This window comes from Erythrobacter colymbi, assembly GCF_002155685.1.
Classification (GTDB): Bacteria; Pseudomonadota; Alphaproteobacteria; order Sphingomonadales; family Sphingomonadaceae; genus Erythrobacter; species Erythrobacter colymbi.
This window is the reverse complement of the sequence record NZ_MUYK01000002.1, coordinates 41659-56230: the sequence shown is the minus strand read 5'-3', so window position 1 is coordinate 56230 and position 14572 is coordinate 41659. Positions and strand designations below refer to the sequence as shown.

Genomic DNA, 14572 nt, shown 5'->3' with positions numbered 1-14572 from the left:
CGAAGAGCGCAGCGACGCGGCAATCCATCGTGGAACGTCGCGGCCTGCTCGACCGTTTGTCCATGGATTGCTTCGCCTTCGGCTCGCAATGACGACCAATTTGGATTAGGACACCGCCCATGAACTGGTTCACCCGCGTCCGCAATTCGCTGGGCTTCGCGCCCGAAAAGAAGTCCACCGAGAAGGATCTGTGGATCAAGTGCCCCTCCTGCCAGGAGATGCTCTTCGTCGCGGATTACGAGGCGAACCTCAGCGTGTGTCCCAAGTGCGAGCATCACGGCCGCATCGGTGCCGACGCGCGGCTCGGCCTGCTGCTCGATGCGGGCTTCGAGGTGCTGCCGCTGCCCAAGGTTACCGAGGACCCGCTCCAGTTCAAGGACACCAAGAAATACACCGACCGTCTCAAGGCCGCGCGCGCCGCGAACCCGCATGAGGATGCCTTCGTGGTCGGCTCGGGCTTCATCGACGCGCAGCCGGCGGTGGTCGGTGTGCAGGACTTCAGCTTCATGGGCGGCTCGATGGGCATGGCCGTGGGGCAGGCCTTCTGCAACGGCGCGCAGAAGGCGCTCGATCGCAAGTGCGCCTATATTGTGGTGACCGCAGCGGGCGGCGCGCGGATGCAGGAGGGGATCCTCTCCCTCATGCAGATGCCGCGCGCAACGGTGATGACGCGGCGGCTGAAGAATGCCGGCCTCCCCTATATCGTGGTGCTGACTGACCCAACGACCGGCGGGGTTACCGCGAGCTACGCGATGCTCGGCGACATCCACATCGCCGAGCCCGGCGCGCTGATCGGCTTTGCCGGCCAGCGCGTGATCCAGGACACGATCCGCGAGCAGCTGCCCGAGGGCTTCCAGCGCGCCGAATATCTCCACAAGCACGGCATGGTCGACATGGTCGTCTCCCGCCACGAGCTGAAGGCGACGCTGGCGCAGGTGCTCGACTATCTGGCACCCGTGAAGGCGGCGTAAGCTCTCCCCTCCCGCCTGCGGGAGGGGCCGGGGGTGGGCATGAGAGACTTCGGCAAATCCGACGATCCGCGCGTTCAGGCCCAGCTTGATCGCCTCGCCGCGCTGAGCCTGCCGCAGGGGCGGCTCGGGCTGGAAACGATTCGCGCCCTGATGGAGCGCCTCGGCAATCCGCACCGCCAGCTGCCGCCGGTGTTCCACGTGGCGGGCACCAATGGCAAGGGCTCCACCTGCGCCTTCCTGCGCGCGATGCTGGAGGCCGAAGGTTACAAGGTTCACGTCACCACCTCCCCCCACCTCGTGCGCTACAACGAGCGCATCCGCTTGGCCGGAGAGCTGATCTCGGACGTGATGCTGGCGGACGTCCTCGAAGAGGTGCTGGACGCCGGAGACGACCTCGGCCCCAGCTTCTTCGAAGTCACCATCGCCGCCGCCTTCCTCGCCTTCAGCCGTGTGCCCGCTGACGTCTGCGTGGTCGAAGTCGGCATGGGCGGGCGCTTCGATGCGACCAATGTGCTCGAACCCGAGGCGCTCGCCGCCTGCGGGATCGCCGCGCTCGGCCTGGATCACGAACGCTTCCTGCTCGCCCCCGAGGAGGGCGTGCCCAAGGAACCGATGGCGCGGATCGCCTTCGAGAAGGCGGGGATCGCCAAGCGCGGCGTGCCGCTGGTGACAATGGGCGAGCTATATCCCTTGCCATCGCGAGCAGCAATTCATGCGGTGGCCAAGCGCGTCGGACCGCTTCTGATCCAATACGGGAAGAATTGGGTTTGCGCCGTCGAGGGAACTGAAATGTACTTTTCCGATGGGGAAGTTCTTGGGACTGAAAACTACCTGCCCTTACCGGCAATCGCAGGCGAACATCAGGTTTTCAATGCCGGGTTGGCAATTGCAATGTTGCGGTTTCAGAATCGGATCAAAATCTCTGACGATGCCGTTGATGACGGGCTTTTGAACGCCAGCTGGCCTGCCCGAATGCAGCGCCTCGCCCCCGGCCCGCTGACAGGGGCACGCGAAGTGTGGCTCGACGGCGGGCACAATCCGCAGGCGGGCGCGATGATCGGCGCGCATTTCGCAGGGCAGCGCCTGCACCTCGTTATCGGCATGATCGAGAGCAAGGACCCCACCTCGCTGATCGGACCGCTTGCCGCTTGCCTCGCCAGCATCACCGCCGTGCCGGTGCCGGGGCATGACTGGCACCCGGCGTCCGCCTTCGGCCCCTCGGCACGCGCGGCGCCCGATGTGCCGAGCGCGTTGGCGATGATCCCGGACGACGGCCTGCCGATCCTCGTCGCCGGCTCGCTCTACCTCGCGGGCGAGGTGCTGCGGCTCAATGACGAGCTGCCGGACTAGATCTCCGGCTCGGGCGGCGGCGCGTTGTCGGCCCGGCCCGACCTTGCCTGCCGCACCCATTCCACTACGCACAAGACCACCGCAAAGGCGCCGATCGCGGTCGTCAGCAGGAACACGTCGTAATAGCCGCGCTCCTCGATCATCTGGCCCAGCGCAGGCCGCCCCAGCGTCCCCACCAGCATCGTCAGCGAGGACAGAAGCGCATACTGCACCGCGCTGTAGCCCTTGGCCACGACGCTCGAGAGGTAGGCGACGAAGGCCGCGCCCGCGATGCCGACCGCGATGTTCTCCGCGCCGATGGCGAGCATCAGGCGGCCCATGCGCTCCTCCGCGCCGAACTGCGCGATCAGCGTGGTGAAGCCGATGGCATCGCTCACCGCCTGCATCCGCGCGCCGCCCACGGCAAGGTCGGCATAGAGCAGGTTGGTCAGCGCCGCGATTACCGCGCCCAGCGTCAGCGTGCTCATGCGGCCGATAACGGTCAGCAGCGTGCCCCCGGCCGCCAGCCCCACGATCAGCGCGCCGACGCCGAAGAACTTGGAGGCAATCGCGACCTCGTCCTTGGTGTATTGCAGTTCGCCCAGATAGAAGGGGTAGGCAAAGCTGCCCCAGATCGCGTCGGTGATGCGGTATGACAGCACCAGCGCGATCACCAGCACCGCGGCCCATTTCAGACGCCCGATGATCTCGGCCAGCGGCAGGATGAGCGCGCGGTAGCCGTGGTCGAGCGCGGTATCGAGCGCGCCGGTCGCGGGCGCATCAGCAGCGAGGACATGGCGACCGGACTTGCGCATCGCCTCCAGCCACCCGGCGATGGCTCCGGGGATCACCACGGTCGCTATCACGATAAGCGGGCCCATCTGGCTAACGAAGGCGGTCGAATCCGGCCGTGTCTCGGGCGTCGCCGTCAGCGAGGCCACCATGAAGTCGAGCACGATGAACAGCGCCCAGCCCCACAGCACGGCGACAGCGGCAAGCGCATAGGCGCGCACCCGGGGGGCGATCTGTCCCGCCTGCCGCAGCGTGCCGAGATTGGCGCGCTCGCTTTCCAGTGCGGCGGCGCTGCGCTCGGCATCGGGAGCGAAGAGGCCGAGGAAGCCGACGAACAGCAGAATGCCGCCCATGCTGGCAAAGACCGCGGGCCAGCCCATCCGTTCGGCCATGAAAAGCGCCAGCGCTCCGCCGACCAGCGCGGCGACGCGGTAGCCCATCTGGAACACGGTCGAGAGGATGTCGATCGTCGCTACCTCGTCGGCGACATCGACCCGCCACGCGTCGATCACCACGTCCTGCGTTGCGGAGGCGAAGGCACCGATCCCCGCAAGCAGCGAGAACACCCCGAGCGAGGACAGCGGGTCGAGAGCCGAGAGGATCACCAAGATTGCCCCCAGCAGCAACTGCGCGGTGACGATCCACTGCTTGCGCTTGCCGAGCTTCCTCAGCCCCGGCAGATCGACCCGGTCGAGGGCGGGCGACCACAGGAATTTGAAGGCATAGGCGAGCCCCACCAGCGAGAACACGCCCATCGTCTCGACATCGACCTTGGCGTCCGTCAGCCAGGCGTAGAGCGTGCCGAGCAGCAGCGCATAGGGCAGCCCGCTGGCAAAGCCGAACAGCAGGACATAGGCGGTCTTGGGATGGCGCAGCGCCGCCATCAGCGCGATCCAGCGCGACAGGCGCGTAGCATGTTCGGGTGCGGCTGTAGCCATTGACGATCCCATTCCTGGCCCAATCTTCGCGGGGCGGATTTGCTCCGGCCCGGTTTCGTGTCACACTAGTCGGGGTTGAGAGGATGAGAAAAGAGCGATGAACGCCGCAACAACAGATATGCCCACTTTGCGGCCCACACCCGGCCAGTTGGCACTCGCCGAGGCGATCCGCGGCGGTGTCGGGCGGCAGTCGGGCGGGGTCCAGACGGTTCCCGCGAAGAACTACACCTGCCCGGATCACTTCGCCCGCGAGAAGGCGGCGCTGTTCGAGCGGCTGCCGCAGGTGATCGCGCCCTCCGCGCTGCTGCCCGAGCCCGGCATGGCGGTGCCGCATGACGCGACCGGTCGCCCGCTGCTGATCACCCGCGACAACGAGGGCAAGGCCCATGTCTTCCTCAACGTCTGCCGCCACCGCGGCACCCGGCTGGTCGAGGGGAGCGAGGCGGTCTGCGCCAAGCGGCTGGTGTGCCCCTATCACGCGTGGACCTACAGGCTCGACGGCGGCTTCCTCGCCCTGCCCCGCCCCGAGACCTTCCCGGGGCTCGACAAGGCGGACTACGGCCTCGTGGAACTGCCCAGTCTTGAGGCAGGCGGCCTGATCTGGTTCACCCCGGCGCAGGATGCCGATTTCAGCGCTGCACAGGAATTGGGCAGCGATATGGATTCTTTCGGATTGGCCGGCGCGCACCTGTTCCGGAGGAAGCTCCACACGGTGCGCGGCAACTGGAAGCTGATCATGGATGCCTTCCTCGAAAGCTACCATGTGACGCGGCTGCACGCGGCCACGATCGGCCCCTTTTTCAAGGACGGGATCACCGCGGGCGACCAGATCGGCCCGCACCAGCGCTCGGCCGTCGGGCGGCTGGAGGAGATGGCGGGCGTCGATCTCACCGACATGGCGCAATTGAGGCGGGTGGTGACCTTCGCCTACCAGCTGCTCCCCGCGACGGTGATCGTGCCGAGCCCCGATTACATCAACGTGATGGTGCTGATGCCGCAGGCCGCCGACCTTACGCTGGTCGAGGACTTCATGCTCATTCCCGAGGCACCCGCGACCGAGAAGGCGCTGGCGCACTGGGAGAAGAGCTGGAACCTGCTCGACGGCGGGGTCTTCGCCTCGGAGGACTTCCGCGCGGCGGAGCTCGGCCAGCAGGGGCTGTCCTCGGGGGCGGTGGAGCACATCACCCTCGGCACGCTCGAAGGCGGGATCGCGCGCTTCGACCAGATCGTGAGCGAGGCGCTACGGGCCGCCAACTGAAGGTCGCATTCCGGCGCGAAATGCTTTAGGCGCGCGCCCATGCCCACCCAGCCCCCACGCTCCGAAACTCGTCCCGAAGGCGACCGCATCGCCAAGCTGCTCGCCCGTGCGGGCATCGCCAGCCGCCGCGAGGTCGAGCGGATGATCGCCGAGGGCCGCGTCGCGATCGATGGTAAGGTGCTCGATACGCCCGCGACGATCCTCGCAAGCCTCAGGGGCGTGACGGTTGACGGCAAGCCCGTGACCGCCGCGGAGGCGACGCGGCTGTTCGCCTTCCACAAGCCCACCGGCCTCATCACCGCCGAGCGCGATCCGGCGGGGCGCCCGACGATCTACACCGCGCTGCGCAATGCCCTGCCCAAGGACGCGGGCCGGGTGATGCCGGTCGGACGGCTCGACCTCAATACCGAGGGCCTGCTGCTCCTCACCAATGACGGCGCGGTGAAGCGCCAGCTCGAACTGCCCGCGAGCAAGATCCCCCGGACCTACCGCGCGCGCGCCTTCGGCGTGGTGACGCAGGAGCAGCTCGAGGACCTGATCGAGGGCGTCGAGATCGACGGGATGCGCTACGGCTCGATCGACGCGAACCTGGAGCGTTCCTCGGGCCGCAATCTGTGGATCGAGATGACCATCACCGAGGGCAAGAACCGCGAAGTGCGCCGCGTGCTCGAGCACTTGGGGCTTCAGGTGAACCGCCTGATCCGCACCGGCTATGGTCCCTTCGACCTCGGCGATCTGCCGCGCGGGCAGGCGGTGGAACTGAAGGGCAAGCCGGTCGACCGCTTCCTTGCTGATCTGGCCAAGGCGGCGGCGAAGTGAGGATCATTGCGGGCGAATGGCGCGGGCGCAAACTCACCGCGCCCAAAGGTGACGCGACCCGTCCGACCGCCGACCGCACGCGCGAGACTCTGTTCGCGATGCTCACCAGCAGGCTCGGCGATTTCGAGGGATTGCAGGTCGTGGACCTCTTCGCCGGCTCGGGCGCGCTGGGGCTCGAAGCCTTGTCGCGCGGGGCGGAACACTGCCTGTTTGTCGAGCAGGACCGCGCGGCGGTGGATGTCATCCGCGCCAATATCGCGGCGCTCGGTGCCGCCCTGCGCACGCGGGTCGAGGCGGGTTCGGTGATGGCCCTGCGCGCGGCGGCCAAGCCGCTCGATCTGATCCTCGCCGATCCGCCCTATCATTCGGGCGCGGGCGAGGTGGCGCTCGACCGTCTGCTCAGGCTCGGCTGGATCGGGCCGGAGACATGGATCGCACTGGAAACCGCGTTCAACGAGGACATCGCGATCAAGGGGCTTTCGCACGAGGCCGAACGCCGGGTCGGCAAGGGCAAGCTCCACCTCTTGCGGATGGATGCTGCCCCCGCTGCCGACCCGGCGCCCCTCGCGTGAGAGGTTAGCCCTTCATCTGCTTGACGCGGTTCTCGAGCTCGACCCAGGTGGCTTCACGCTTCGGTTCGGCCATCGTGGCGAGCGTGGCCTTGTCGGCATCGGCGATGCGCCAGAACAGCTCCTGCCGCGACTCGCTCAAGGTCCAGAAATAGGTCTGGGTCTCGGGCGCCCAGGCGTTGAAGGCGGCCTGCTTTTCGGCTGGCCAGGCCTTGATTCTGGCGTCGCGGTCCGCGGCTGACAGCGGGGGAGTCGCTGCCTGCGAGGCAGCCGGATCGGTTGCGGCATTGTCCGGCGCGGGGGTATCGGCCGGCGCGCCGGTGGTCGCATCGTCCGGCACCTGCTCGGTGGTCGTATCCGACTGCGGCATGCCGGTCGGATCGGTCGGCGGCACATCGGTGCCGGGAGTGCCCGCCGGCGGGGTGCCGGTGGTCGGGCTGCTCTGCGGCATGCTGGCGGGTGCGCCCTGATCCTGCGCTGCGGCCATCGCCGGAGCCAGCGCCAGAGCCATCGCGGCACCCGTAAGTGCGATAGTATTGAAAGACTTGTGCATGGGTAACTCCATCATTGACTGTCCCAAGCACGACGAACGCAAAAGGCGTATCCGGCTGCGCGATCCCCTGCTCGCCGGTTCCTTCAGATATGGGCCAGTGCCCGGCCGAGGCAATCGCGCGCCTCTCCCGGGCATCCCGCGGTTGCACCAGCCGGGCGGAAATTGTGGCTGAAAGGCGGCAGACCGATTTTCCGCCCGCCGCGCGCCCTGTGCACCGCGGCGCCTCGCGGCTTGCCCGTCAGGCAATTGTTCCCTACCTGTTCGCATGAGACGATGAGTACCAACCTGCCCTCCCCCGCCACGAGCGACTCGGTTCCGGCCTATGCCGCGCGGCTGAACCCGCCACAGCGCGCCGCCGTGCTCGCCACCGAAGGCCCCGTCCTGATGCTCGCTGGCGCAGGCACTGGGAAGACCGCCGCGCTCACCTCGCGGCTTGCCCATCTGGTGGCCACGGGGCGCGCCTATCCCAGCCAGATCCTGTGCGTCACCTTCACCAACAAGGCGGCCCGGGAGATGCGCGAGCGCGTGTCGCACCACCTCGGCCCGCAGGCAGAGGGGCTGCCGTGGCTCGGCACCTTCCACTCGATCTGCGCGAAGATGCTGCGCCGCCATGCGGAACTGGTCGGGCTCCAGCACAACTACACCATCATCGACACCGACGATCAGCTGCGCCTCTTGAAGCAGCTCATCACCGAGGCCGATCTCGACGAGAAGCGCTGGCCTGCGCGCCAGCTTGCGGGGCTGATCGACCGCTGGAAGAACCGCGGCCTGAACCCCGCCGATCTCGATGCGGTAGAGAACGAGGCCTATGCCAATGGCCGCGGCACCGCGCTCTACGGGCGCTACCAGGAGCGCCTGAAGCAACTCAACGCGTGCGATTTCGGCGATCTGATGCTGCACATGCTGAACATCCTGCGCGGCCATCCCGATATCCTCGCCGATTACCAGCGCCGCTTCCGCTACATCATGGTGGACGAGTATCAGGACACCAACGCGGTCCAGTACCTGTGGCTGCGCCTCCTCGCACAAGGCCACAAGAACATCTGCGTGGTGGGCGACGATGACCAGTCGATCTATTCCTGGCGCGGGGCCGAGGTCGCCAACATCCTCAGGTTCGAGAAGGATTTTCCGGGTGCGGAAGTGATCCGGCTCGAACAGAACTACCGCTCCACCCCGCATATCCTCGGCGCCGCATCCGGCCTGATCCGCGCCAACTCGCAGCGCCACGACAAGACGCTGTGGACCGAGGTCAATGGCGGCGAGAAGGTCAAGGTCATCGGCGTGTGGGACGCGCCCGAGGAAGCGCGCCGCGTGGGCGAGGCGATCGAGCGGCTCGAGCGCGAAGGCGCCGCGCTCGACCAGATCGCGATCCTCGTCCGCGCGCAGTACCAGACCCGCGAGTTCGAAGACCGCTTCATCCAGATCGGCATCGCCTACCGCATCATCGGCGGTTTCAGATTCTACGAGCGCGCCGAGATCCGCGATGCGCTGGCCTATCTGCGCCTGATCGCCCAGCCGCAGGACGACCTTGCCTTCGAACGCATCCACAACGTCCCCAAGCGCGGCCTCGGTGCGAAGGCTTTGGAAGCGATGCACAGCCATGCCCGCCGCACCGGCCTGCCACTCGCCGCTGCCGCACTGCAACTGGCCGACAGCGACGAGCTGCCCAAGCGCTCTGCCATCACCATCGGCGGGCTGATGCGCCAGTTCCTGCACTGGCGCGAACAGGCCGAGACGCTTTCGCCCGCCGATCTCCTCCGGCTGGTGATGGAAGAGAGCGGCTACAACGCCATGCTCGCCGCCGACCGCTCGCCCGAGAGTGCGGGCCGCGCCGAAAACCTGTCGGAACTCGCGCGCGCGATGGAGGAATACCTCACGCTCGGCGATTTCCTCGAGCATGTCAGCCTCGTCATGGACAATGACCGGGCAAACGAGGGCGAGACAGTCACGATCATGACGATCCACGCCGCCAAGGGCCTCGAATTCGACAATGTCTTCTGCGTCGGATGGGAGGAAGGCGTCTTCCCCTCGCAGCGCGCGATCGACGAGGGCGGCCTCGCCAGCCTCGAGGAGGAACGCCGCCTCGCCTACGTCGCGATCACCCGCGCGCGGCGGCATTGCACCATCCTCCACGCCGCCAACCGCCGGATCTACGGCCAGTGGACGAGCTCGATCCCCTCGCGCTTCATCGAGGAACTGCCGCCCGAGCATATCGAGCAGGAGACCACCCTCACTGGCGGCGCCTCGCTGTGGCGGGCCAACTGGAGCGAGCAGGAAGACCCCTTCGCCCACGTCGCGCGCGACCGGCCCGACCGCGCCCAACAGCGCGGCCCCGGCTGGCAGCGCGCGATTGCTGCAGGCTACGACACCACCCCCGCCCGCGTGCGCGAGAACACCCGCTCCGCCGCCAGTTTCGCTGCGCCTGCCCGCAGCGACGTCGCGATCGGGGCGATGGTCACCCACGCCAAGTTCGGCACGGGCTGCGTGATCGATCAGGAGGGCAACAAGCTCACCATCCTGTTCGAGGAGGCAGGCGAAAAGCGGGTGCTCGACAGTTTCGTGACGGTGGTGGGTTAGGCTCTCAGCCCGCAGGCTGTTCCGCCGCTTCGGCAGGAGCCTTGCGCCAGTAACGCGCCTCGAACGGGCGGGCGAGTTCGCCCCAGGCGTCGCGGGTGCCTTCGGCGATGCCGGTGGCGCAGTTCACGTAGGGCGCGGGGTCAAGGTAGGTGCCGAACATCTGGTCCCACACCGTCAGCATGTTGCCGAAGTTGGTGCCCATCAGTTCCTCGTCGCGGATGTGGTGCAACCTGTGCGCGGCGGGCGAGATGAACACCTTGCCGAGCGGGCCGAGTGTCCAGGGCACATCGGCGTGGATGAAATAGCCCCACCAGCCGCGGATGAGCACCGCCGCCGCAATCGCCCAGAAGGGAAGGCCGAGCAGCACCACCGGCAGGTTGTCGATCAGCACGCTGAGCATCTCGCCCAGCGGATGCTTGCGGCGCACGCTGAGCCAGGTCATCGCCTCGTCAGCATGATGGGTCGCATGGACCGGCCACAGCGCGCGGGCGTGTTCGAAGCGGTGGCGCCAATAGGCGGCGAATTCCATCAGCGCGATGGCCGCGATCACCGAGACCGCTCCCGGCATCGCCGCCCACAGGTCGACAAGCCCCTGCGCGCGCGGCAGCAGCGAATGGCCGGTCAGGATCGGCACCAGCAGCAGCGGGCCGAACACCACGGCGTTGATCAGCAGCAGCACGATATTGGTGACGATCTCGCCCCGCGCGCGGCGCAGGGCATCAAGGATCGCGCGGCGCTTGGTGACATAGGCGATCACGCCGAACACCAGCGCTAGCGGCGCGAGGCTCGTGAATTCGGTGCGCAGGATTTCGAGCGTGCTTTCGATCACGGCTCCGGACTACGCCGTCATCCGCCAAGAAAGCGTTAACCGCGTCTGCCCACGGGGACGGAGAGGCGAAGGTCAGCCGAAGCCGATGTCGAGGAAGCTCGGGCGCGGGCCGTTCCATTCGCCGGCGGGGACGGGCTCGTCATCCTCGTGATGGCGGCGCGGCCTGCGGTCATCGCCGACAGCGACACGGTCGGTACGGCGGTCGGCCTTTTCGCGACGCGGACGCTCCTCGCGCGGTTCGCGTTCGCGGCGCGGTTCGCGGTCCTGACGCGGCTCGCGCTCCTCGCGGGCGCGGCGCGGCTTGCGGGGCTCGCGTTCCTCGCGCTCTTCCGCCGGCACTTCCTGCTTGGCCTTGGCGGCCGCTTCGGCGCGGGCGATGGCTTCGCTGAGGTCGACGCGCACGTCTTCCTTGCCGAACACCTTGATCGCCGCGCCGGTCAGCTTCTCGACATTGGCGATCGCCTCGGCATCTTCTTCCGAAACGAAAGTGAAGGCCCGCCCCTTCGCCCCCGCCCGGCCCGTCCGGCCGATGCGGTGGACATAATCGTCCGGGTGCCAGGGCGTGTCGAAGTTGAAGACGTGGCTTACGCCCTTGATGTCGAGCCCGCGTGCCGCAACGTCCGAGGCGACGAGGATATTGACGTCGCCCGCCTTGAACCGCTCGAGCTCCTTGATGCGGCTCGACTGGTCCATGTCGCCGTGGATCTCGCTCGACCGGAAGCCGTGGCGGTTGAGGCTCTGATTGAGCTCGCGCACAGTAGTCTTGCGGTTGGCGAAGATGATCGCGTTCTCGACCAGATCGTTCTCGAGGAACCAGCGCAGCGTCTCGCGCTTCTGCTTCGACTTCACCGGCACCTTGAAGGCGGTGATGTCCTTGTTGGTCGTCGCCGCTCGCGCGGTTTCGATGCGCTTGGGGTTGTTGAGGAACTTCTTCGCCAGCTTCTCGATCGGCGCGGGCATGGTGGCCGAGAACAGCATGGTCTGGCGGCTCTCGGGGAGCTTGGAGCAGATGAACTCGATATCGGGGATGAAGCCCATGTCGAGCATCCGGTCGGCCTCGTCGATCACCAGCAGCTCGCAGCCGTTGAGCATGATCTTGCCGCGCTCGAACAGGTCCATCAGGCGGCCGGGGGTCGCGATCAGCACGTCTACACCGTCGGACAGGGCCTTGAGCTGGTCGCCCATCTGCACGCCGCCGATCAGCAGCGCCATCTTGAGATCATGGTTCTTGCCGTACTTCTCGAAATTCTCGGCGACCTGTGCGGCGAGTTCGCGGGTCGGCTCGAGGATCAGCGAGCGCGGCATCAGTGCGCGGCGGCGGCCGGCGGCCATCACGTCGATCATCGGAAGCACGAAGCTCGCGGTCTTGCCCGTCCCCGTCTGGGCGATGCCGATGAGGTCCTTCATCATCAGCACGGTGGGGATTGCCTGCGCCTGAATCGCGGTCGGCGTGGTGTAGCCCGCGTCCTCCACGGCTTTGAGCAATTCGGGCGAAAGGCCGAGATCGGCGAAGGTCATGCGGTTCGTGGTGTCCGAGAATAGCGGGCAGGGTCGCTGCCGGGATTTGCGGCCTGCCGCGCAAGCGAGCGCTGCATCAGGCCGCCGCGCCTTTCCCGCAAACGGGGGCAAAAGTCAAGGAATCCCGCCGCTGGAGCGGCGATGGTCAGCTGCGGACCTGCACCAGCTGGCGCATGGTCTCGACCTCGCACTGGGCGCCGGTGCGCGATTGCAGCTTGTCACGCTCGACGCACAGCTGCCCGTCCTTGTTCCGCTCGACATAGAAGCCGGCGTAGAAGTCACGGGCGCGGCACGCTTTTTCGAGGTTGACCGCGATCATCCGCCGGTCTCGCAGAAACAGCACGAGGCGGTCGCCGCTACCGGTCTGGACGCCCGCAATGTCCGCCAGCGGCACGCACTTCTCCTTGCCGCGTTCCTCGAAGCGGGGTGCAGGCGGACGCTCAGGCACTTCGGCGGTGAGGTTCTGGCGCGAGGGGCCAGGCTGCGGCGTGATCCGCACCACCACGCGCTGTTCGATCCGGACCTGGCGCAACACGGTGGACTGGCGCATCGCCGATAGCGGGTTGATCGCCGCCGGCTCCTGCGCGCTGGCCGCCTCGCTCTGCGGCGCGGGGACATCCGCACCGACGCCTGCTTCCTCGGGCACGTCGAGCGCTTCGGCCACCAGCGGCAGCATCAGCGCAAGGGGTGCGGCAAAGGCGAGCACGCTGTGCATGGATGAAGTCGATCTCTCCTCGGGCGGCCGGAGCGGCGCGATCGGACGGGGTCACCTGCCCGCGCGGCACGCCTAACGCCCTAGCCTTTCCAATTGAACCATGCCTTAACTGCCTGACGTCGCAGCCGCAAAAGCGTTGGCAATTTCATCGGCGGGTGTGGCATGGAGGCAACAATGAATCACCCCGCCCCGCCCCCGCGCGCAGCCGCATCTGCCACGGCATTCCTCGCCGCCGCCACCGAACTGCTCGGCCCCAAGGGACTGACCACCGATCCCGAGCGGATGGACGCGTGGCTGACCGACTGGCGCGGGCGCTACACCGGCCGCGCGCTGGCGCTGGCCTCGCCCGCTTCGACCGCCGAGGTCTCAGCGCTCGTCAGGCTGTGCGCCGCGCATGGCGTGCCGGTCGTGCCGCAGGGCGGCAACAGCGGCATGGCGGGCGGCGCGACCCCCGATGAAAGCGGCGATGCGATCATCCTCTCGCTTCGCAGGATGGACGCGATCCGCAGCCTCTCGCTCGAGGCGGGGCAGGCGGTTTGCGAGGCGGGGGTGATCCTTCAGACCCTCCACGAGGCGGCCGATGCGGCCGGCTTGCGCTTCCCCCTGACGCTCGGCGGCAAGGGCTCGGCGACCATTGGCGGGCTCATCTCGACCAACGCAGGCGGCACGCAGGTGCTGCGCCAGGGGACGATGCGCGCACAGGTGCTGGGGCTGGAAGCGGTGCTGCCCTCGGGCGAGGTGCTCGATCTGATGACACCGCTCAAGAAGGACAACCGCGGCTTCGACCTCAAGCAGTTGCTGATCGGCTCGGAGGGCACGCTCGGGATCGTTACTGCCGCCTGTCTGCGCCTGCTCCCCGCGCCGGTGGGCCGGGCGACCGCATGGGTCGGGCTCGGCGGCATCGTCGAGGCGCGCACGCTGCTGCGGCAGATGGAGCGCGCGATGGGCGATGCGCTGGAAGGTTTCGAGGTGGTGCCGGCTCATTGCCTCGCCTCGGTGCTCGCGCACCAGCCGACGGCCCGCGCACCGCTGGACGAGACGCACACGTGGAACGCCCTGGTTGAATGCGTGTCGCCCTCGCAGGACAGCGCAGTCTTGCGCGAAATGCTGGAGACGGCGCTCGCAACCGCGCTCGAGGAGGGCCTGATTGCCGACGCGGTGATCGCCGCCAACGATACCCAGGCAGAAGCCTTCTGGAACCTTCGCGACGGGATTTCGGCCGCCGAACGCGCGCTCGGCCCGGCGATGCAGCACGATATCTCGGTGCCGGTCGAAAAGATGCCCGAGTTCATCCTCGCCGCCGTGCCCGATGTGGAAGGCGCCTTCCCGGGCACCTGCGCGGTCGCCTTCGGGCATCTGGGCGACGGCAATGTCCACTTCCACGTCCTCGCCCCGCAAGGCGCGGTTCGGGGCGTGTGGGAAGAGGCCGAGGGCAAGGCGGTGAGCGCACGGGTCTATGATCTCGTCACGCAGTGGGGCGGATCGATCAGCGCCGAACACGGGATCGGGCAGATGAAGGTGGCAGAACTTGCCCGCCTCCACGATCCCGTCGCGCTGGCGGTGATGCGGCAGGTCAAGCAGGCACTCGATCCGCACAATCTGTTCAATCCGGGGAAACTGCTGGACATCCCCCCGGCTCGCTGACCCTCACCGCTTGCGCGCGAGGACGCAAAGCCCTAAGGCCCCCGCTTTCGGCGGGGGAGG

General features: G+C 67.6%; 12 protein-coding genes. 7 read left to right on the top strand and 5 right to left on the bottom strand.

Annotation, left to right across the window (positions count from 1 at the left end; translation table 11 throughout):
- The first annotated feature begins 119 nt into the window (after positions 1-119).
- On the top strand, positions 120-971 hold the full coding sequence (accD, locus tag BZF57_RS03525) for an acetyl-CoA carboxylase, carboxyltransferase subunit beta (RefSeq protein WP_086734741.1): 852 nt from the start codon (positions 120-122) through the stop codon (positions 969-971).
- A gap of 39 nt (positions 972-1010) precedes the next feature.
- Positions 1011-2321: a bifunctional folylpolyglutamate synthase/dihydrofolate synthase gene (locus BZF57_RS03520; protein WP_086734739.1), complete on the top strand. Its 1311-nt coding sequence runs from the start codon at positions 1011-1013 to the stop codon at positions 2319-2321.
- On the opposite strand, the gene BZF57_RS03515 is transcribed toward BZF57_RS03520, so the two are convergent.
- Entirely contained in the window at positions 2318-4030 is a 1713-nt protein-coding gene (locus BZF57_RS03515) for an AmpG family muropeptide MFS transporter (protein ID WP_086734737.1), read from the bottom strand. The genes BZF57_RS03520 and BZF57_RS03515 overlap by 4 nt on opposite strands.
- A 118-nt stretch (positions 4031-4148) precedes the next feature.
- Here BZF57_RS03515 and BZF57_RS03510 point away from each other — a divergent pair, with 118 nt between their 5' ends.
- Genes BZF57_RS03510 through rsmD form a run of 3 tightly spaced genes read left to right on the top strand, consistent with a single transcriptional unit; the run spans position 4149 to position 6679 of the window.
- A complete protein-coding gene (locus tag BZF57_RS03510; RefSeq protein WP_240505838.1) occupies positions 4149-5288 on the top strand; it encodes an aromatic ring-hydroxylating oxygenase subunit alpha in 1140 nt (379 codons plus the stop codon).
- 39 nt (positions 5289-5327) lie between these two features.
- On the top strand, positions 5328-6107 hold the full coding sequence (locus BZF57_RS03505; protein WP_086734733.1) for a pseudouridine synthase: 780 nt from the start codon (positions 5328-5330) through the stop codon (positions 6105-6107).
- Entirely contained in the window at positions 6104-6679 is a 576-nt protein-coding gene (gene rsmD / locus BZF57_RS03500; protein ID WP_086734731.1) for a 16S rRNA (guanine(966)-N(2))-methyltransferase RsmD, read from the top strand. The genes BZF57_RS03505 and rsmD overlap by 4 nt, the downstream gene beginning before the upstream one ends.
- A gap of 4 nt (positions 6680-6683) precedes the next feature.
- On the opposite strand, the gene BZF57_RS03495 is transcribed toward rsmD, so the two are convergent.
- Positions 6684-7229 (bottom strand): hypothetical protein, encoded by a 546-nt coding sequence (locus BZF57_RS03495; protein WP_086734729.1) that lies wholly within the window; start codon positions 7227-7229, stop codon positions 6684-6686.
- Positions 7230-7502: 273 nt separating this feature from the next.
- Here BZF57_RS03495 and BZF57_RS03490 point away from each other — a divergent pair, with 273 nt between their 5' ends.
- Positions 7503-9806 carry an ATP-dependent helicase gene (locus BZF57_RS03490; RefSeq protein ID WP_086734727.1) on the top strand — a complete coding sequence of 768 codons (2304 nt, stop codon included), beginning with the start codon at positions 7503-7505 and terminating at the stop codon, positions 9804-9806.
- Positions 9807-9810: 4 nt separating this feature from the next.
- Here the strand turns inward: BZF57_RS03490 and BZF57_RS03485 are convergent, their stop codons facing one another.
- The 3 genes from BZF57_RS03485 to BZF57_RS03475 all read right to left on the bottom strand — a co-directional run bounded on the left by BZF57_RS03485 (position 9811) and on the right by BZF57_RS03475 (position 12868).
- Entirely contained in the window at positions 9811-10635 is an 825-nt protein-coding gene (locus tag BZF57_RS03485) for a sterol desaturase family protein (RefSeq protein WP_086734725.1), read from the bottom strand.
- A gap of 72 nt (positions 10636-10707) precedes the next feature.
- Positions 10708-12153: a DEAD/DEAH box helicase gene (locus BZF57_RS03480; protein ID WP_086734723.1), complete on the bottom strand. Its 1446-nt coding sequence runs from the start codon at positions 12151-12153 to the stop codon at positions 10708-10710.
- Between the two features lie 145 nt (positions 12154-12298).
- Positions 12299-12868: a hypothetical protein gene (locus BZF57_RS03475; protein ID WP_086734721.1), complete on the bottom strand. Its 570-nt coding sequence runs from the start codon at positions 12866-12868 to the stop codon at positions 12299-12301.
- Positions 12869-13042: 174 nt separating this feature from the next.
- On the opposite strand from BZF57_RS03475, the gene BZF57_RS03470 reads away from it, so the two are divergent.
- Entirely contained in the window at positions 13043-14512 is a 1470-nt protein-coding gene (locus tag BZF57_RS03470; protein WP_086734718.1) for an FAD-binding oxidoreductase, read from the top strand.
- Positions 14513-14572: the final 60 nt, after the last annotated feature.

Bases quoted from the DNA above. Each gene is read 5' to 3' on its own strand.
- BZF57_RS03495 (WP_086734729.1), bottom strand. From the start codon at position 7,229: ATGCACAAGTCTTTCAATACTATCGCACTTACGGGTGCCGCGATGGCT.
- BZF57_RS03515 (WP_086734737.1), bottom strand. From the start codon at position 4,030: ATGGCTACAGCCGCACCCGAACATGCTACGCGCCTGTCGCGCTGGATC.
- BZF57_RS03475 (WP_086734721.1), bottom strand. From the start codon at position 12,868: ATGCACAGCGTGCTCGCCTTTGCCGCACCCCTTGCGCTGATGCTGCCG.
- BZF57_RS03470 (WP_086734718.1), top strand. From the start codon at position 13,043: ATGAATCACCCCGCCCCGCCCCCGCGCGCAGCCGCATCTGCCACGGCA.
- accD (WP_086734741.1), top strand. From the start codon at position 120: ATGAACTGGTTCACCCGCGTCCGCAATTCGCTGGGCTTCGCGCCCGAA.
- BZF57_RS03490 (WP_086734727.1), top strand. From the start codon at position 7,503: ATGAGTACCAACCTGCCCTCCCCCGCCACGAGCGACTCGGTTCCGGCC.
- BZF57_RS03510 (WP_240505838.1), top strand. From the start codon at position 4,149: ATGCCCACTTTGCGGCCCACACCCGGCCAGTTGGCACTCGCCGAGGCG.
- BZF57_RS03520 (WP_086734739.1), top strand. From the start codon at position 1,011: ATGAGAGACTTCGGCAAATCCGACGATCCGCGCGTTCAGGCCCAGCTT.
- BZF57_RS03505 (WP_086734733.1), top strand. From the start codon at position 5,328: ATGCCCACCCAGCCCCCACGCTCCGAAACTCGTCCCGAAGGCGACCGC.
- BZF57_RS03480 (WP_086734723.1), bottom strand. From the start codon at position 12,153: ATGACCTTCGCCGATCTCGGCCTTTCGCCCGAATTGCTCAAAGCCGTG.